At 65.8% G+C, this 17,988-nt stretch carries 14 protein-coding genes and 1 tRNA gene; 7 read left to right on the forward strand and 8 right to left on the reverse strand.

Annotation, left to right across the window (positions count from 1 at the left end; genetic code table 11):
* Positions 1–639: 639 nt before the first annotated feature.
* Positions 640–711, reverse strand: a tRNA-Thr gene (locus KBY70_RS10715).
* A 49-nt stretch (positions 712–760) separates the two neighbouring features.
* Between KBY70_RS10715 and KBY70_RS10720 the strand changes: the two genes are divergently transcribed.
* Positions 761–1,015, forward strand: coding sequence for a DUF3493 domain-containing protein (locus KBY70_RS10720; protein ID WP_094561566.1), 255 nt, complete (start codon positions 761–763; stop codon positions 1,013–1,015).
* Here the strand turns inward: KBY70_RS10720 and KBY70_RS10725 are convergent.
* The 6 genes from KBY70_RS10725 to KBY70_RS10750 all read right to left on the reverse strand — a co-directional run bounded on the left by KBY70_RS10725 (position 932) and on the right by KBY70_RS10750 (position 7,658).
* Entirely contained in the window at positions 932–1,696 is a 765-nt protein-coding gene (locus KBY70_RS10725) for a low-complexity tail membrane protein (RefSeq protein WP_094561565.1), read from the reverse strand. The genes KBY70_RS10720 and KBY70_RS10725 overlap by 84 nt on opposite strands.
* Before the next feature lie 5 nt (positions 1,697–1,701).
* Entirely contained in the window at positions 1,702–4,965 is a 3,264-nt protein-coding gene (gene infB, locus KBY70_RS10730) for a translation initiation factor IF-2 (protein WP_254988500.1), read from the reverse strand.
* Between the two features lie 85 nt (positions 4,966–5,050).
* Positions 5,051–5,329: a YlxR family protein gene (locus KBY70_RS10735; protein ID WP_198953901.1), complete on the reverse strand. Its 279-nt coding sequence runs from the start codon at positions 5,327–5,329 to the stop codon at positions 5,051–5,053.
* Positions 5,326–6,705: a transcription termination factor NusA gene (gene nusA / locus KBY70_RS10740; RefSeq protein ID WP_254988501.1), complete on the reverse strand. Its 1,380-nt coding sequence runs from the start codon at positions 6,703–6,705 to the stop codon at positions 5,326–5,328. Before nusA ends, KBY70_RS10735 begins: the two co-directional genes overlap by 4 nt.
* Positions 6,706–6,748: 43 nt before the next feature.
* Positions 6,749–7,222, reverse strand: a complete 474-nt coding sequence (rimP, locus tag KBY70_RS10745) for a ribosome maturation factor RimP (protein ID WP_254988502.1) — start codon at positions 7,220–7,222, stop codon at positions 6,749–6,751.
* Positions 7,223–7,358: 136 nt separating this feature from the next.
* On the reverse strand, positions 7,359–7,658 hold the full coding sequence (locus KBY70_RS10750) for a hypothetical protein (protein WP_254988503.1): 300 nt from the start codon (positions 7,656–7,658) through the stop codon (positions 7,359–7,361).
* Between the two features lie 201 nt (positions 7,659–7,859).
* Here KBY70_RS10750 and KBY70_RS10755 point away from each other — a divergent pair, with 201 nt between their 5' ends.
* Positions 7,860–8,999 (forward strand): trypsin-like peptidase domain-containing protein, encoded by a 1,140-nt coding sequence (locus tag KBY70_RS10755; RefSeq protein WP_409996056.1) that lies wholly within the window; start codon positions 7,860–7,862, stop codon positions 8,997–8,999.
* 37 nt (positions 9,000–9,036) lie between these two features.
* Entirely contained in the window at positions 9,037–9,750 is a 714-nt protein-coding gene (rpiA, locus tag KBY70_RS10760) for a ribose-5-phosphate isomerase RpiA (RefSeq protein WP_254988505.1), read from the forward strand.
* A gap of 10 nt (positions 9,751–9,760) precedes the next feature.
* Here rpiA and hisD read toward each other — a convergent pair whose 3' ends face one another.
* Positions 9,761–11,068, reverse strand: coding sequence for a histidinol dehydrogenase (gene hisD / locus KBY70_RS10765; protein WP_261356095.1), 1,308 nt, complete (start codon positions 11,066–11,068; stop codon positions 9,761–9,763).
* A 157-nt stretch (positions 11,069–11,225) separates the two neighbouring features.
* On the opposite strand from hisD, the gene rpsT reads away from it, so the two are divergent.
* The 4 genes from rpsT to KBY70_RS10785 all read left to right on the forward strand — a co-directional run bounded on the left by rpsT (position 11,226) and on the right by KBY70_RS10785 (position 17,937).
* Positions 11,226–11,534 (forward strand): 30S ribosomal protein S20, encoded by a 309-nt coding sequence (gene rpsT, locus KBY70_RS10770; protein WP_094561558.1) that lies wholly within the window; start codon positions 11,226–11,228, stop codon positions 11,532–11,534.
* Between the two features lie 96 nt (positions 11,535–11,630).
* Positions 11,631–12,452 carry a TatD family hydrolase gene (locus KBY70_RS10775; protein WP_254988506.1) on the forward strand — a complete coding sequence of 274 codons (822 nt, stop codon included), beginning with the start codon at positions 11,631–11,633 and terminating at the stop codon, positions 12,450–12,452.
* A 209-nt stretch (positions 12,453–12,661) separates the two neighbouring features.
* On the forward strand, positions 12,662–15,952 hold the full coding sequence (gene rpoB, locus KBY70_RS10780) for a DNA-directed RNA polymerase subunit beta (protein WP_254988507.1): 3,291 nt from the start codon (positions 12,662–12,664) through the stop codon (positions 15,950–15,952).
* A gap of 80 nt (positions 15,953–16,032) precedes the next feature.
* Complete coding sequence (locus KBY70_RS10785; RefSeq protein ID WP_254988508.1) at positions 16,033–17,937, forward strand: DNA-directed RNA polymerase subunit gamma; 1,905 nt, start codon at positions 16,033–16,035, stop codon at positions 17,935–17,937.
* Positions 17,938–17,988: the final 51 nt, after the last annotated feature.

Below are 17,988 nucleotides of genomic sequence, written 5' to 3' on the forward strand. Positions count from 1 at the left end.
GCAGAAGCCACCCCCGTGGCTCTGACCGCACCGGCAATCGGCTGAGGCAACAGCCTCTGCTGAGCGTGACGCTCAAACGGAATCCCTCAAGCCCCCTCCTCGGAGGGGGCTTTTTCATGGGAGATGGATGTGGATATCGATCTGAGTGTGGGTGCGGAGATGGATGTGAATGTGGTTGTGGCGTTGTTGCACAGGCTGTTTCACAACCGCAACAGCGGCTTTAAATACACCACCTGGGGATCGGGATCAGGCCTTCCGCCAGATCACCGCGCTGCGGCGCCGGGGATACAGCTCTCGGCACAGTGGGCAGCTGGAAGTCGACGGGCCTTCTGCTGTTTTCTTGGGGTTAGTGAGCAAGGAGAATGGATATCAGTTTTCTTGGGTACTCTTTGCTTCTAGTGATTTTGCCGCGATCATTATCGGCTTTTGAAAGATTTAAATTCTGAGTGCTGCTGGCTTTTCGTACTCTGAATGGTGAAGAAGCTTTTCTTTTGATGAGCTGAAGTCAGACCAGCTTGCGCCTGGCGTTGCATTTCGGCAAGCAGGCAGCTTGGCTGGGGCCCTCTGCTCAAAAGCCCTGGCTTCATCTGCCAGAGGGCTCTTTCGATTGCGACTGCTCGACTTTCTCTGTGTGGATCAAGCCGGTGATCGGATTTGAACCGACGACCTACTGATTACGAATCAGTTGCTCTACCCCTGAGCTACACCGGCATTCTGTTGAAATTAGCATTCAGCGGTCAGCCTGAAGCGGTGCGTGACGATGGGATCCAAGCCTGAATCGATTGATCCCGCATTGAGGGAGCGACTGTTGCTGGAGGCTCGCACTCCGTGGCGGGGGCTGCGCCGTGCGGTGTGGCTTGCCCTAGCGGCCTCGGGGGCGGTGGGGTTGGCGACGATGGCGATGCGATCAGCGAGTGGGGCTGACGTGCCCTCAGGTGATCTCCTCATCCAGATCGGCGCTTTCGCCCTCTTCGGTGGGTTGCTCTGGTTCGATCGCAACCGTGCCACCAGCTAACGGCTCAGGAGCGGAGGTTGGCGCTGGAGGCTCCGGCTCAGGCTCAGGTGTCACTTCCGACGCGGTGGGCGTTGGCTGGGGCGGGGTGGGATTGGTGATTTGCAGGGGGCTCAGCAGCAGCAGCGGCAACCCCAAGCACAGCCGCTCGGATTCCAGTTGCACGGGGGTGAGGGGCACGCAGGTGGCGAGTGCAGCTGGGCTCCGGCTCAGCAGCCCGATCGCCTGGCTCAGTTGTTGCCACTGCCACAGCATCAGGGCCAGCAGAGGGCAGGCCAACAGCAGCCCAACAAAACGGGGGCTGGCCGCCAGGGGCGAGAGGGGGGAGGCCAGGGCGGCGTGCTGATCCATCCACCAGAACAGGGGCAGCAGGGCCGCCGCTGCCAGCACCAGGGCCACCTTTGCGGGCAGCGGACTCTGCAGGGCAGCCAGGCTGCGCTGGGCTTCGCTGCGCGCTCTCACGGGCACCTGGACCAGCAGCAGTGAGCAAACGTCAGCAGGACGCTGCCAGAGCACGATGGCGGGCCCCAGGGCCCCGATGGCCCAGGCCAGCAGGCGCTCCAGGCCAGGCAAAGGGCCGGGATCCGCGCCAGCAAGCACCAGCAGCAGCCCCAGCAGCTCCAGCGGAATGGCCCCGAGGGCCACGAGCTGGAGCCAGAGCAGGGGCTCGCTGCGAGGGTTCACAGGGCTCAGGTGCTGAGGGTGCGGCGCTGGGTGACCAGCTTGTAGGCCTCGACGCGATCCGCTTCCTGCCAGCCGGTGTAGCGATCGGTGCCGATGCCACACTCGAAGCCAGTGGCGACTTCCTTGACGTCGTCCTTGTTGCGACGCAGGGAGTCGAGGTCGCCCTCGAACACCTTCTCCTTGCCGCGCCACACCCGCACCTTGCAGTTGCGCTGCAGCTTGCCGGTGGTGACATAGCAACCGGCCACCGCACTGCGCCCGATCGTGAACACGGCGCGGACCTCGGCTTCGCCCAGGGACTCCTCAACCAGCTCCGGTTCCAGTAGGCCTTCCATGGCCATCTGGATGTCTTCCAGCAGCTTGTAGATGACGTCGTAGTCGCGTACGTCGACGCCGGTGGCATCGGCGGCTCGCTTGGCCCCTGGCGCCATCGAGGTGTTGAAGCCGACGATCACCGCGCCCGAGGCGGCGGCCAGGTCGACGTCGGTTTCGGTGATTTCGCCCGGAGCCGAGAGCAGCACCCGCACCTGCACTTCGCCTTGGGGCAGCTGCTCGAGGGAGCCGAGGATCGCCTCGACGGAGCCCTGCACATCGGCCTTGAGGATCAGGTTGAGCTCCTTGAGCTCGCCTTCGCTGGCCTGGCCCGACATCGAAGCCAGGGACACCCGGCGGGAGGCCATCTGTTGGGCCAGGCGGGTGGCGCGGGCCTCGTTGGCCCGATCGCCCACCACGGAGCGGGCGGTCTTCTCGTCGGGGTACACCTCAAACTCGTCGCCGGCGGTGGGCACTTCGCTGAAGCCGAGGGCTTCGACGGCATAGGAGGGGCCGGCTTCCTTCACGCGCTTGCCGGTGTCGTCGACCATGGCGCGCACCTTGCCGAGCACCGGACCCGCCGCCAGCACGTCGCCGGCCTTCAGGGTGCCGTTCTGCACCAACAGCGTGGCCACTGGTCCCTTGGCCTTGTCGAGGTGAGCCTCGATCACGGTGCCCCTGGCCATCCGATCCGGGTTGGCCTGGAGGTCTTCCACCTCCGTCACCAGCAGGATCATCTCCAGCAGCTTGTCGACGTTCTCGCCCTTTATGGCGCTCACCTGCACCATCACGGTGTCGCCGCCCCAGTCTTCGGCCACCAGTTCGAGGGCCGAGAGCTCCTGCTTCACGCGGTCGGGGGAGGCGCCTTCCTTGTCGATCTTGTTGATCGCCACCACGATCGGCACCTTGGCCGCCCGAGCGTGGCTGATCGCCTCCAGGGTCTGGGGCCGCACGCCGTCGTCGGCGGCGACCACCAGCACGGCCACGTCGGTCACCTTGGTGCCGCGGGCCCGCATGGCGGTGAACGCCTCGTGGCCCGGGGTGTCGAGGAAGGTGATCTTGCGCTGTTCGCCCGCGTGGGGGATCTCCACCTGATAAGCACCGATGTGCTGGGTGATGCCCCCGGCTTCGCCGGCGGCCACACGGGTTTTGCGGATGGCGTCGAGCAGGCTTGTTTTGCCGTGGTCGACGTGGCCCATCACGGTGACCACAGGCGGGCGACGGATCAGGTAATCGCGGTCACTCTCCTCGATCATTTCCACTGTCTTGGCGGCGGCTTCCTCGACGTCGTCCTCGAGCACCGGCACGCCGAATTCTTCGGCCACCGCTTCGATCGTCGAGAGGTCGAGGCTTTGGGTGACCGTGGCGATGATCCCCTTGAAGAAGAGGCTCTTGATGATTTCGGAGCTCTCAACGCCGAGTTTCTCGGCCAGCTCCTGCACCGTGAGGTTGCCCTCCGGCACGATCAGCATCTCGGGCCGCACGGCCTTGGCTTCGCGGGAGGCCCGCAATTCCATGGCGCGGCGGCGCTGCCGCTGACGGGTGGTTTCCTTCTTGCGCTTCCGCATCGCCGCAATGGGCTTGGCGGCAGGGGTGGAGGCGGTGCGGGGCTTGGCGGGGCGGGCCAGGCTGGCCTGCAGCACGAAGGCTTCCTGCTCGCCCGCGTAGCCGCCGGTTTCGGCGGTGAGCGCATCATCGTTTTCGCCGATGATGTGCACCTTGGTGCGCTGCTTTTGCGGCGTGCGGCTGCGCAGCGCCTCCAGTTTGGCGCTGTCGTCCCAGTCGGGTCGGCGGGGGCGTCCTGCTGCACCAGCGGGCGTGGGGGCCCGGAAGCCAGGCCGCCGCGGTGCGGCCGGTGGGGTGGCGCTGGGGCGCACCAGATCGGGCGTGCCCGGGCTTGACGGTGCGCCGGCTTCGGTTCGATCCCCGGGGCGCCGTGGCGGTGGAGCAGTGGGTCGGCCGGAGGGCTTCTGGAGCTGCATCAGCTCGCCAGGGGCCATCGGCTTGCGCATGCCGGCGGGCATGCCTGGGCGGCCCGGGGCGGCGGGGCGCCCAGGGGCTCCGGGGGCGGCGCTATCGCGGCGAATCGGTTTGCCGACCAGCTCGAGAGGGGTTGGGCCGGGACGACCTGGTGCCCCTGGCTTGCCGGGGCGAACAGGGGCCGGAGCTCCAGCCCGCTGGGGTGGTGCCGGCCGCTGGCTCAGTGGCGGGCGGCCCGCCGGAGAGGCGGGGCGGCTGCTGGTGCCGCTGCCAGCGCCGGCGGGGGCGCTGGTGGGGGCGCTGGTGGGACGTCCCACCAGTTGAGGCTTGCTGGGGGCAGGTCGAACGGGCAGCTCAGGTTTCCGACTTGGCGTGGGAGCTGCCGCTGCTGGGCGGGCTGGGGGTGGGGTGCCGGGGCGAGCGGGTTTGGAGGCAATCACAACCGGCTTGCTCGGTGCGGCCGCCGCAGGCCGGGCCGGTGCTGCGGGCTTGCTGGGTGCGGGGGGCTTGCTTGCCGCCGCAGGCTTGCTGACCACGGTTGGTTTGCTAACCACTGCAGGCTTGCTGGGAGCGGCCGGTTTGCTTGAGGAAGGCGGTTGGTTGGCTGGCTTGGCCGCCACGGGCCGGGCCGGGGGCATGGCTGGCTTCGCGGCCATGGGCGGTGCTGCGGCCGTTTGGGTTGGGGTCGCTGGCCGTGGGCCGGCGGCAGGCTTGGACGCCTCGGCAGCATCATTGGTGGCCTTCTTGACCGAGAGAATCGCCTTCGTCGGGGCGGTGGGGGCAGCGGCAGCCGCCCGGTTGCCGTTGCTGCCCGCCTCGATCAGGGAGCGGATCCGGGACGCTTCGTCGTCGCTGATCGAGCTGCTGTGGCTCTTGGCCGCAACCCCCAACTTCTCGGCGGCATCGAGCACGTCCTTGTTCTCCAGGCCCATGTCCCGGGACAGCTCATAAATTCTGACTTTGCCGCTGCTGGTCATTCAGGTCTCCATGGATCGGGGCCCAGGGGCCGCCAAGCGGGGCCAAGGGGCACACCAGGCCGCACGCACACTCTGCGGCCAATGTTCATCTTGCCTTAGAGGCGAGATCAGCGCCGGGTGTTAGGCGCTTTTGCAGGGTTTCAACGATGGAATCTGAAACCTGACAGCGCAGGGCCCGTTGCAGACGCTTGCGTCGTCTGGCCTCTTCCAGGCACACCGGATTGGGGCAGAGGTAAGCCGAGCGGCCCATGCCCTGGTCCAATCCGATTCCTCCTTCGGCCAGCCGGATCACCCGCCAGAGCTGCTGGCGATCCAGCAGCGCACGACAGGCCACACAGCGCCGAAGCACGATCCGGGGCGTCACCGGGCCTCATCCTCTGCGAGGGTCTCCTGTGCGACGGCCTCCTCGGCAGCAAAATCTTGGCCGTCTTCGCCAAGGTCCTCCTCGTCTTCGGGCAGGGGGTAGAGCTCCCGCAGGCGGGCGTCTTCCTCGGCCCGGGCCGCCTGCTCGATCTCCAGACGGGCTTCGGCTTCGGCCTGGAGAGCCTCCTCCTCCTGGCGCTGGGCGATCAGCTCAGACACCACGGCATCTTCGGCGGACTGGTCGTATTCGCTGGCGTTCTTGATGTCGATCTTCCAGCCCGTGAGGCGGGCCGCCAGACGCACGTTTTGCCCTTCGCGGCCGATGGCGAGGCTGAGTTGGTCAGGGGGCACCAGCACGTGGGCGTGCTGGCCTTCCGGGTCCACCAGTCGCACCATCTCCACTCGCGCCGGGCTGAGGGAGTTGGCGATGTATTGGCCCGGGTCGGGCGACCAGCGGATCACGTCGATCTTCTCGCCGCGCAGCTCGTTGACCACCTGCTGGATGCGGGAACCGCGGGCGCCGATGCAGGCACCCACTGGGTCGACTTCGCGCTCCACGGAATCCACGGCCACCTTGGTGCGCGGCCCCACTGAGCGGGAGGGGGGATTGGCTTCCCGCGCCACAGCCACGATCCGTACCGAGCCCTCCTGGATCTCGGGCACCTCGTTCTCAAACAGGTACACAACCAGGCCGGCGTTGGAGCGGCTCACAAACAGTTGGGGGCCTCGCCGGGCCACCTCGCTCACTTCCTTGAGGAACACCTTGAAGGTGGCGTTGGCGCGGTAGTTGTCGTTGGGTAGTTGGTCGCGGCGGGGGAGCTCAGCCTCCACCTCGGGCCGGCCCAAGCCACTGCTCACAGCCATGATCACGCTCTGGCGCTCGAAGCGGATCACCCGGGCCGTGAGCACGGGGTCTTCGAGGTCGGCGAATTCCTCCTGAATCATGCGGCGCTGTTGGTCACGCAGCTTCTGGGCCAGCACCTGCTTGGTGGTGGCGGCGGCCATGCGGCCGAACTCTTCTTTTTCGGGGGTGACGTCGAGCACCACGGTGTCGCCGATCTGGGCGTCATCGGCGACCTGTTGCACCTCGGCCAGGGAAATCTGGTGGTCTTCGCTCTCCACCTCCTCGACAATGATTTTCGAGGCCAGCACCCGGTAGCCCTCCTCTTCCAGGTCGAGGCCGACGTCGAAGTTGGAGAAGTAGTCCTCCTCAAAAGGGTCTTCGCTGATTCCCAAATACAGGGTGCGGCGATAGCGCTCGTAGCCCTTGAGCAGGGCTTCACGCAGGGCGGCCTCCACAACGGCGGGTGGCAATTTCTTCTCGTCGCTGATGTCCTCGATCAGGTTGTTCAGACCGGGGAGCAAAACCAGGGCCATGGATCAGGGGTGAGAAATGGTCAGGGAGCGGTGAAGAGGCGGATCAGGTGGGCTGGGTCGGGGTGGCCAGGCAGACGCTGATCACCGAGTCCCGCGGGATGCGCTGGGTGCGGCCGCGGATGTTGAGGTGCACATCCGTTGCATCGCGCCCTAGCAGGAGCCCTTCGCGCCGCACTTCAAGGCCCTTGCTATCGCGGCAGTGCACGGCCACTGGAAATCCGCGAAAGCTGCGGAAATCCCGGTCGTCGTGCAGATCGTCGCTGACGCCAGGGCTGCTGACCTCCAGAACATAGGCGTCGCCGAGGAGCTCGGCTGCTTCAATCGCCTCGCCGAGGGGCGCGCTCAGGGAGGCGCACTCATCGAGGCTGATGTCGCTGCCATCGGCGCGTTGCACCAGCACCTGCACCGTCATGGGGATGCGGTGGGTGAACAGATGCACGCCCTTGAGCGCGAAGCCGGATTGCGCCACAGCCGCTTGGGCCAGGCGCTCCAGATCGGGCAGGAGGGGGTGGGGCAACGCTGCAGTGGGGCTGGGGGCAGGAGGCCCGCCGGCTTTTGCAGTCTGGAAAACTGCCCATCTGCACGGTCTGTTGCATGCGCCCTTGGGCGCAAAGCTGAACCGTGACGATTGGGATTGCCCGCCGGGCAAGCCATCACCCTAGGGGATGGTCCGTCCCAGGCCCCATGCCGCCCAAGGGAGGCATCTCAATCACCGGGGCTTCGGCGAAGTAGTCGCTGGGCTGCACGGTGCCGCGCTGGCCGGCGTCCTGGTTGAGGCACTGGCCCTTCTGCTCGGCGGTGCGCAGGTATTGGCAAACCCTGGCCCAGAGCTTGGCGCGCGTGCCCGGGGCGCCCTGGCTGAAATGCACCAGGTCGTTGCCGCCAACCATGCCCTGGATCTCCACCTGGCAGAGCGTGCAGCGCTGGCGGGTGCCGGGGGGGATTGCTGCCATGGCCGCCTATGCGATCAAACGCCAACTTAGGCGGATGGGCCTGCCTCAGTTCACTCTGCTGTGTTGGCGGCGTCCCTAGCCTTGGAGCCGCGATTGCAGGGCTCCTGCCCCTTTTCCGTGAATGGGTTGTCGATGAAGTGGGTGAGGGTTTGCTCCGTGCTGCTGGTTCCCCTGCTCTGGCTGGGCTCGGCAGTTGGCCTGATGGTTGCCTGGGAGGCCGGTTGGGGGGGTGGCGAGTCTGCAGCCCTGGCCCTGGAGATGCCCGCCACTGCCGTGGTGCCAACCAGTCCCGTGGTGCCAACCAGTCCCTTGGTGCCCACCAGTCCCCATAGCTTTGTGGCTGATGCGGCCCGGGCCGTGGCCCCCGCGGTGGTGCGCATCGACACCGAGCGGGAGGTGGCCCGCCAGCCCTTTGATCCCGCCCTGCTGGATCCGTTGTTGCGCGACCTGTTTGGCGATCCCTCCGGCAGCATGCGCGAGCGGGGTCAGGGCTCCGGGGTGGTGATCGATGCCGGCAAGGGCTTGGTGCTCACCAATGCCCACGTGGTCGACCAGGTGGACAGCGTTGAGGTGACCCTGGCCGATGGCCTGCACGTGGATGGGGCTGTGGTGGGGGCCGACTCGGTCACCGATCTGGCCGTGGTCAAAATTCCTGGCTCCCGGGATCTGCGCGCCGCGCCCCTGGGGGATTCCGAAGCCCTGGAAGTGGGCGACTGGGCCATTGCCATGGGCAGTCCTTACGGACTTGAGCGCACGGTGACGCTGGGGATCGTGTCAAGCCTGCACCGCAACATCAACAGCCTCGGTTTCGCCGATAAGCGCCTCGACCTGATCCAGACCGACGCCGCGATCAACCCCGGCAACTCCGGGGGGCCGCTGATCAATGCCACTGGTGAAGTGATCGGCATCAACACCCTCGTCCGCTCAGGCCCTGGTGCTGGCCTCGGCTTTGCGATTCCGATCAACCTGGCCCGAGGGGTGGCCGCCCAGCTCAGCACCGGCGGCCAGGTGGTGCACCCCTATCTCGGGTTGCAGCTGGTGCCGCTCACCGCCCGTCGGGCCCGCGACAACAACCGCGACCCCGACGCCCTGTTGCAGCTTCCGGAGCGGGATGGGGCGCTGGTGCAGCGGGTGCTGCCCGCCAGTCCGGCGGAAACGGCGGGCTTGCGTCGCGGCGATCTGGTGGTGGGCGTCGCCGACCAGCCGGTGCCCGATCCGGCCAGCCTGCTTGAGCGGGTGGAACGCAGCAGTGTTGGAGAGCCCCTGCCGCTGACCGTGGTCCGCGGCCAGCGGGAGCTCAGCCTCACGATCAAGCCGGCGGCGTTGCCCCACACCGGATGAACGCTGCTACGGTCGCGGCCCGAGAGAGGAGCACTGGATGTCGGACCTGCAGGACCGGATGAAGCAGGCCGTGGCAACGGCTGCCACCGAGCAGATCCGCAGCGGCATGGTGGTGGGCCTGGGCTCCGGCTCCACCGCGGCCCTGATGATTCAGGCCCTCGGGGCGAAGCTCAACAGCGGCGAACTCACCGATGTGGTGGGGGTCACCACATCGTTTCAGGGGGAGGTGCTGGCCGCCGAGCTGGGCATTCCGCTCAAGAGCCTCAATGCGATCGAGCGCATCGATCTCGCCATCGACGGGGCCGATGAGGTCGATCCCTCCTTCCAGCTGATCAAGGGCGGTGGCGCCTGCCACGTGCAGGAGAAGCTGGTGGCCCGCCGCGCCGAGCGCTTTGTGGTGGTGGTGGATGCCACCAAGCTTGTCGACACGCTCAACCTGGGCTTTCTGCTGCCGGTGGAGGTGCTTCCCGGCGCCTGGCGTCAGGTGCAGGCTGAGCTCGCCGCCATGGGCGGTGATGCCCAGCTGCGCATGGCTGTGAAGAAGGCCGGCCCGGTGGTGACCGACCAGGGCAACCTGGTGCTGGATGTGAAATTTGCCGGCGGGATCAGCGATCCGGCGGGCCTGGAAGCGGCGATCAATAACCTGCCCGGCGTGCTGGAGAACGGTCTGTTCGTCAACATCACCGACCAGGTGCTGGTGGGTGAAATCGTTGATGGCCAGCCGCGGGTGCGTGATCTGGTGAAGCGCTAGGCCAGCCCGCTCACGTCAGCCGGCGCCGCACCGATTCGGCGTGGCTGTGGAGTCCTTCACTCTCCGCCAGGCTGATGACGGCAGCCCCGGTGGCCTCCAGGGCCTCCCGGTTGAACCGGATCAAACTGGTGTGGCGCAGAAAGGTCTCCACGCTCAGGGCGCCGGCAAACCGTGCCGTGCCTGAGGTGGGCAGGGTGTGGTTGGGGCCGGCGAGATAGTCGCCCACGGCCTCGGGTGTGTAGGGCCCCATGAAGATGGCGCCGGCGTGCTGGATCTGCTCGGCCAGGCGCTCCGGGTCTTCGACCAGCAACTCCAGGTGCTCGGGCGCAAAACAGTCGCTGAGCCGGGCCGCCTGGGTGAGGCTGTCGCACACCACGATCAGGCCCCAGTCGTTCAGGGCCGTGCGGGTGATCTCGGCCCTGGGGTGGTTTTCAAGCTGGGCCTCCAGCGCTGCGGGTAGGGCCGCAGCCAGCGCTTCGCTGGTGGTGAGCAGGATGGCTGCGGCCAGGGGGTCGTGTTCGGCCTGGGCCAGCAGGTCGGCTGCCACTTGGTCGACGCGGGCTGTGTGGTCGGCGATCACCAGCACCTCGCTCGGGCCGGCGAGGGAATCAATCGCCACCCGGCCAAATACAGCCTTTTTCGCCAGGGTCACGTAGAGGTTGCCCGGGCCGCTGATCACGTCCACCTGGGGAATGGTTTCGGTGCCGTAGGCCAGGGCGCCGATTGCCTGAGCACCCCCCACCCGGTACACCTCCTCCACACCGGCCAGATGGGCGGCCGCCAGCACGGTGGCGTTGGGTTCGCCCCCGGGGCCGGGGGGCGTCACCATCACCAGCCGTTGCACCCCTGCCACCCGCGCCGGCACGGCGTTCATCAGCACGGTGCTGGGGTAGGAGGCCCGCCCCCCCGGCACGTAGAGGCCAGCCCGCTCCACCGGTCGCCAGCGCCGACCCAGCTGTTCGCCGTGGGGACCGGTGATGGCGAGGTCGGCGGGGAGTTGCTGCTGGTGGAAGGCCAGGATTCGCTGGTGAGCCAGGCGCAGGGCTTCCTGCAGTGGCACGGGGGTGGCCTGCCATGCCGCCGCCAGCCGTTCGCGCGGAATGCGCAGCGGATCGGGTCGCACGCCATCAAACCGTTCGGTGAGCTCCAGCAGGGCCTGATCCCCCTGGGTCTGCACCTGGGTGAGGATCGCCTCCACACGGGCCATCTCCTCCTGCATGCGGCCGCCGCTAGTGCGTTCGGCGATGGCGGCTAGGCGTTCGGCCGCGGGGCTGCCACCGGCCGAGGGCCTGGCAACGGACGAGGCGTCATCCCGCAGGCAGGTGATCGACAGAGCGGTAGGCGACGCGACCACGGGTCAGGACTGGCGGCAACACGTCGACAAGCTAGTGCGGCACTGCCTTGGCAAGGTTTTGGGGGTTGCTGGGCAGCCTGGCGGTAGGATCCGCGTTTGCCGATCCAGCGTCCGTCCGCCTGTGGCTAATAACAAGTCGTCGAAGAAGCGCATTGAAGTTGCCGAGCGCAATCGCCTCCGCAACCGCAACTACAAGTCGGCCCTGCGCACCTTGATGAAGCGCTGCTTCACCGCCTGCACCGCCTACAGCCAGGAGCCTGGCGAAACCGCCAAAACGGCCGTTCAGACCAGCATGAACGCCGCTTTCAGCAAGATTGATAAGGCCGTGAAGGTGGGTGTGCTGCACAGCAACACCGGTGCTAACCAGAAGTCGCGCCTCAGCGCGGCCGTGAAAAAAGTGATCGAGCCGGCGGTGGCCGCCAAGGCCTGAGCTCCTGCCTCGACACCTTGAGCCTCCGGTGCCCACCGAGGCAGCAGATCCTGGGAATGGCCACAATGGTTGCCATCCCCAGGATTTTGTTGTGCCATGGCTCTGAGCCCAGCCACAGCCGTGACTCCAGCGGCGCTGGTCGACAGCCACTGTCACATCGTGTTCCGCAATTTCGACGAGGACCTCGAGGAGGTGGCCCAGCGCTGGCGGGATGCCGGCGTGCAGGCTCTGGTTCATGCCTGCGTGGAGCCTTCGGAGATTCCAGCGATCCGGGCCCTGGCCGATCGCTTTCCCGAGCTGCGCTATTCCGTGGGAGTCCATCCCCTCGATACCGAGCACTGGCGCGACGACACCGCTGGCGTGCTGCGCCAGGCCGCCCAGGCCGATTCCCGCGTGGTGGCCATTGGTGAGCTGGGCCTCGATCTGTTTCGTGACCACAACCTCGAGCAGCAGCTCGCCATGCTGGAGCCCCAGCTGGATCTGGCGGTGGAGCTGGATCTGCCGGTGATCGTGCACTGCCGCGATGCGGCCGAACCGATGTTGGCCCTGCTGCGCCAGCGGGCTGCGCGCGGTGCTTGCCCCCGCGGCGTGATGCATTGCTGGGGGGGCAACCCCAAGGAAATGGAGGGGTTTCTGGAGCTGGGTTTTTACATCAGCTTCAGCGGCACCGTCACGTTTCCCAAAGCGGAGGCCACCCATGCCTGTGCCCGGCAGGTGCCCGCGGATCGCTACCTGGTGGAAACCGACTGCCCCTTTCTGGCGCCGGTCCCCCGGCGGGGCAAACGCAATGAGCCGGCGTTCGTGGCGTCGGTGGCGGCGCGGGTGGCCGAGCTGCGTGGGGAAACCCTCACGCAAGTGGCCAATACCAGCACTTCCAATGCGGCCGAGCTGTTCCGACTGCCGCTTCACAATGTATGATGTTTCATTGGCCTGGAAGCGGAAGCGCTCCTTGTTGTCGACGTCTGCAGTCTTGAAGCAATCCCGTTGAGCAAGCCCCCTCGGGCAGCCGTTCCCCGCTCGGGGGGCGGCTGTTTGTGTGGGCGGCTGCGGGCCGTCAAGACTGCAGCGCCCGCCATGGGGTGCCCCACCGGCCAGTCCTTTCCCACCCGTTCCTGCAGGTTCACCGCATGAGCAGCGCGATCCAGGTCGCTAAGACCGTTACTTACCTGCCCGATTTGGTGGAGGTGCAGCGCGCCAGCTTCAAATGGTTCCTGGAGAAGGGGTTGATCGAAGAGCTCGAGAGCTTTTCGCCGATCACCGACTACACCGGCAAGCTTGAGCTGCACTTCATCGGTAGCGAGTACCGTCTGAAGCGCCCCCGCCACGATGTGGAAGAGGCCAAGCGCCGTGACGCGACCTTCGCGTCCCAGATGTATGTCACCTGCCGCCTGGTCAACAAGGAGACCGGCGAAATCAAGGAGCAGGAGGTGTTCATCGGCGAACTGCCGCTGATGACCGAACGCGGCACGTTCATCATCAATGGCGCCGAGCGCGTGATCGTCAACCAGATCGTCCGCTCGCCCGGCGTCTACTTCAAGGACGAGCAGGACAAGAACGGCCGCAAGACCTTCAACGCTAGCCTGATCCCCAATCGCGGTGCCTGGCTGAAGTTCGAGACTGACAAGAACGACCTGCTGCACGTTCGCGTCGACAAGACCCGCAAGATCAACGCCCACGTGCTGATGCGGGCCATTGGTCTGTCGGACAACGATGTGCTCGACAAGCTGCGGCACCCCGAGTACTACCAGAAGTCGATCGAGGCGGCCAACGACGAGGGCATTTCCTCGGAAGACCAGGCCCTGCTGGAGCTCTACAAGAAGCTGCGTCCCGGTGAGCCCCCCTCCGTCAGCGGCGGCCAGACCCTGCTGCACAGCCGCTTCTTCGACCCCAAGCGCTACGACCTGGGTCGGGTGGGCCGCTACAAGATCAACAAAAAGCTGCGCCTCACCATTCCCGATGCGGTGCGCACCCTCACCCCTGAGGACGTGCTGAGCACGATCGACTACCTGATCAACCTTGAGCTCGATGTGGGCGGTGCCTGCCTCGATGACATCGACCACCTCGGCAATCGCCGCGTCCGCTCCGTCGGCGAGCTGCTGCAGAACCAGGTGCGCGTCGGCCTGAATCGCCTCGAGCGCATCATTAAAGAGCGCATGACGGTCGGCGAAACCGAATCGCTTACCCCTGCCCAGCTGGTGAACCCCAAGCCCCTGGTGGCGGCGATCAAGGAGTTCTTTGGCTCCAGCCAGCTGAGCCAGTTCATGGACCAGACCAACCCCCTGGCGGAGCTCACCCACAAGCGCCGCATCAGTGCCCTCGGCCCAGGCGGTCTGACCCGCGAACGGGCCGGCTTTGCCGTGCGCGACATCCACCCCTCCCATTACGGGCGCATCTGCCCGATCGAAACGCCGGAAGGTCCGAACGCCGGTCTGATCGGTTCGCTGGCCACCCACGCCCGAGTCAATGAGTACGGCTTCATCGAGACGCCATTCTGGAGGGTGGAAGAGGGCATCGTTCATAAAAGCGGTAATCCCATCTACCTTTCTGCCGATCTCGAGGATGAGTGCCGCGTAGCTCCTGGCGACGTGCCCACCAATGCCGATGGCTACATCACTGCAGATCTGGTGCCTGTGCGCTATCGCCAGGACTTTGAGAAGGTGCCCCCTGAGCAGGTCGATTACGTCCAGCTTTCGCCGGTGCAGGTGATCTCGGTGGCCACCTCCTTGATCCCCTTCCTGGAGCATGACGACGCCAACCGGGCCCTGATGGGCTCCAACATGCAACGTCAGGCGGTGCCCCTGCTCCGCCCCGAGCGTCCCCTGGTGGGCACGGGCCTGGAAACCCAGGTCGCCCGCGACTCCGGCATGGTGCCGATCACCCGGGTCAACGGCACGGTCACCTTCGTCGATGCCACCGCCATCGTCATCCGTGATGAGCAGGGCACCGACCATGTGCACCACCTGCAGAAGTATCAGCGCTCCAACCAGGACACCTGCCTCAACCAGCGTCCGATCGTGCGTCAGGGCGATCCCGTGATTGCCGGTCAGGTGCTGGCCGATGGTTCTGCCTGCGAGGGCGGCGAGATCGCCCTTGGCCAGAACGTGCTGATCGCCTACATGCCCTGGGAGGGTTACAACTACGAGGACGCGATCCTGCTCAGCGATCGGCTGGTGCACGACGACCTCTACACCTCGGTTCACATCGAGAAGTACGAGATCGAGGCCCGTCAGACCAAGCTTGGCCCTGAGGAGATCACGAGGGAAATCCCGAACGTGGCCGAGGAGAGCCTGGGTCATCTCGACGAGATGGGCATCATCCGCATCGGCGCCTATGTCGAAAGCGGCGACATCCTGGTGGGCAAGGTGACCCCCAAGGGTGAATCCGACCAGCCCCCCGAAGAGAAGCTGCTGCGCGCAATCTTCGGTGAGAAAGCCCGCGATGTGCGCGACAACTCCCTGCGGGTTCCCAGCACCGAGCGGGGTCGCGTGGTGGACGTGCGCATCTACACCCGCGAGCAGGGCGATGAACTACCGCCCGGCGCCAACATGGTGGTGCGGGTTTATGTGGCCCAGCGCCGCAAGATCCAGGTGGGCGACAAGATGGCCGGCCGCCACGGCAACAAGGGCATCATCAGCCGGATCCTGCCCCAGCAGGACATGCCCTACCTGCCTGACGGCACCCCCATAGACATCGTGCTCAACCCCCTGGGTGTGCCGAGCCGCATGAACGTGGGCCAGGTGTTCGAGTGCCTGATGGGCTGGGCCTCATCGCACCTCGACTGCCGCGTCAAGGTGGTGCCCTTTGACGAGATGCACGGTGCCGAGAAGAGCAAGCAGACGGTGCAGGCCTACCTGGAAGAGGCGGCCAAGCTGCCTGGCAAGGATTGGGTCTACGACCCGGAAAACCCTGGCAAAATCCAGCTGATCGATGGCCGCAGCGGCGAACCGTTCGACCAGCCGGTGACCGTGGGTTATGCCCACATCCTCAAGCTGGTGCACCTGGTGGACGACAAGATCCACGCCCGCTCCACCGGCCCCTACTCGCTGGTGACCCAGCAGCCCCTGGGCGGTAAGGCCCAGCAGGGCGGCCAGCGCCTGGGTGAGATGGAGGTGTGGGCCCTCGAGGCCTACGGCGCCGCCTACACCCTGCAGGAACTGCTCACCGTCAAGTCCGACGACATGCAGGGCCGCAACGAGGCGCTCAACGCCATCGTCAAGGGCAAGCCGATTCCCCGCCCCGGCACTCCCGAGTCGTTCAAGGTGCTGATGCGCGAGCTGCAGTCGCTTGGTCTCGATATCGCCGTGTACACCGATGCCGGCGAAGAAGTGGATCTGATGCAGGACGTCAACCCCCGCCGCAGCACCCCCAGCCGGCCCACCTACGAATCCCTCGGCGTCGCGGACTATGACGACGACTGATCGCTGATTGATCGCGGACCGCTCCTCTGGGCGTTGCCGTGCCACTCCTTCCTCTCTCGATCTCCGCGAGCTCCAAGCCGATGTCCAACAGCAACCTCCGCACCGAAAACCACTTCGACTACGTCAAGATCACCTTGGCGTCGCCTGAGCGGATCATGCAGTGGGGGCAGCGCACGCTGCCCAATGGTCAGGTGGTGGGTGAAGTCACCAAGCCCGAAACCATCAACTACCGCACGCTGAAGCCCGAGATGGACGGGCTGTTCTGCGAGAAGATCTTTGGCCCGTCCAAGGATTGGGAATGCCACTGCGGCAAATACAAACGGGTGCGTCACCGCGGCATCGTGTGTGAGCGCTGCGGTGTGGAGGTGACCGAGAGCCGGGTGCGGCGCCACCGCATGGGCTTCATCAAGCTGGCGGCACCCGTGTCCCACGTTTGGTATCTCAAGGGCATTCCCAGCTACGTGGCGATACTGCTGGATATGCCCCTGCGCGATGTCGAGCAGATCGTCTATTTCAACTGCTATGTGGTGCTCGATCCGGGCGACCACAAGGACCTCACCTACAAGCAGCTGCTCACCGAAGATGAGTGGCTGGAGATTGAAGATCAGATCTACGCCGAGGATTCGGAGATCGAGAATGAGCCCATGGTGGGCATCGGCGCCGAAGCGCTGAAGCAACTGTTGGAAGATCTCGAGCTCAACGAAACCGCTGAGCAGCTGCGGGAGGACATCGCGGCCAGCAAAGGCCAGAAGCGGGCCAAGCTGATCAAGCGCCTGCGCGTGATCGACAACTTCATCGCCACCGGGGCCCGGCCCGAATGGATGGTGCTGGATGTGATCCCGGTGATCCCCCCGGATCTCCGCCCGATGGTGCAGCTCGACGGCGGTCGCTTCGCCACTTCCGACCTCAACGATCTCTACCGCCGCGTCATCAACCGGAACAACCGCCTGGCGCGTCTGCAGGAGATCCTGGCTCCAGAAATCATCGTCCGCAACGAGAAGCGGATGCTGCAGGAGGCTGTCGACGCCTTGATCGACAACGGTCGCCGCGGTCGCACCGTGGTGGGTGCGAATAATCGGGCGCTGAAGTCACTCAGCGACATCATTGAAGGCAAGCAGGGTCGCTTCCGTCAGAACCTGCTCGGCAAGCGGGTCGATTACTCGGGTCGGTCCGTGATCGTGGTGGGTCCGAAGCTGAAGATGCACCAGTGCGGTCTGCCCAAGGAGATGGCGATCGAGCTGTTCCAGCCGTTCGTGATCCATCGCCTGATCCGCCAGAACATCGTCAACAACATCAAGGCCGCCAAGAAGTTGATCCAGCGCGCCGATGATGAGGTGATGCAGGTGTTACAGGAGGTGATCGAAGGGCATCCGATTCTGCTCAACCGCGCTCCGACCCTGCACCGCCTCGGCATCCAGGCCTTTGAGCCGAAGCTGGTCGATGGCCGCGCCATTCAGCTGCACCCGCTGGTGTGCCCCGCCTTCAACGCCGACTTCGACGGTGACCAGATGGCTGTGCACGTGCCCCTGGCCATTGAGGCGCAGACCGAAGCCCGCATGTTGATGCTGGCCAGCAACAACATCCTGTCGCCCGCTACCGGTGAGCCGATCATCACTCCGTCCCAGGACATGGTGCTCGGCGCGTACTACCTCACGGCGGAGCAGCCCGGCTCGGTGAAGCCCGAGTTTGGCGATCGCGCCAAAACCTTCGCCAGCCTCGATGACGTCATCGACGCCTTTGAAGAAAAGCACCTGTCGCTGCACGATTGGGTGTGGGTGCGCTTCAGCGGCGAGGTTGAGAGCGACGACGAAGACAACCAGCCCCAGAAGGAAGAGACCCTCAGCGATGGCACCCGCATCGAGCAGTGGCTGTACCGCCGCGACCGTTTCGATGAAGACGGAGCGCTGATCAGCCGTTATCTGCTCACCACGGTGGGCCGCGTGGTGATCAACCACACGATCATCGACGCCGTGGCTGCGACCTGACGGCCGTTGCGAATCCAGGGTCTGGGTTCCCGTTTTTCGTTTCTCCTTTCG

The organism is Cyanobium sp. ATX 6E8, from assembly GCF_024346335.1.
Taxonomy (GTDB): domain Bacteria; phylum Cyanobacteriota; class Cyanobacteriia; order PCC-6307; family Cyanobiaceae; genus Cyanobium_A.

Excerpts from the sequence above, each read along its gene's own strand:
- KBY70_RS10785 (WP_254988508.1), top strand. The coding sequence starts at position 16,033 with ATGTCCAACAGCAACCTCCGCACCGAAAACCACTTCGACTACGTCAAG.
- KBY70_RS10720 (WP_094561566.1), top strand. The coding sequence starts at position 761 with ATGGGATCCAAGCCTGAATCGATTGATCCCGCATTGAGGGAGCGACTG.
- rpiA (WP_254988505.1), top strand. The coding sequence starts at position 9,037 with ATGTCGGACCTGCAGGACCGGATGAAGCAGGCCGTGGCAACGGCTGCC.
- infB (WP_254988500.1), bottom strand. The coding sequence starts at position 4,965 with ATGACCAGCAGCGGCAAAGTCAGAATTTATGAGCTGTCCCGGGACATG.
- KBY70_RS10750 (WP_254988503.1), bottom strand. The coding sequence starts at position 7,658 with ATGGCAGCAATCCCCCCCGGCACCCGCCAGCGCTGCACGCTCTGCCAG.
- rpoB (WP_254988507.1), top strand. The coding sequence starts at position 12,662 with ATGAGCAGCGCGATCCAGGTCGCTAAGACCGTTACTTACCTGCCCGAT.
- KBY70_RS10755 (WP_409996056.1), top strand. The coding sequence starts at position 7,860 with ATGGTTGCCTGGGAGGCCGGTTGGGGGGGTGGCGAGTCTGCAGCCCTG.
- KBY70_RS10775 (WP_254988506.1), top strand. The coding sequence starts at position 11,631 with ATGGCTCTGAGCCCAGCCACAGCCGTGACTCCAGCGGCGCTGGTCGAC.
- nusA (WP_254988501.1), bottom strand. The coding sequence starts at position 6,705 with ATGGCCCTGGTTTTGCTCCCCGGTCTGAACAACCTGATCGAGGACATC.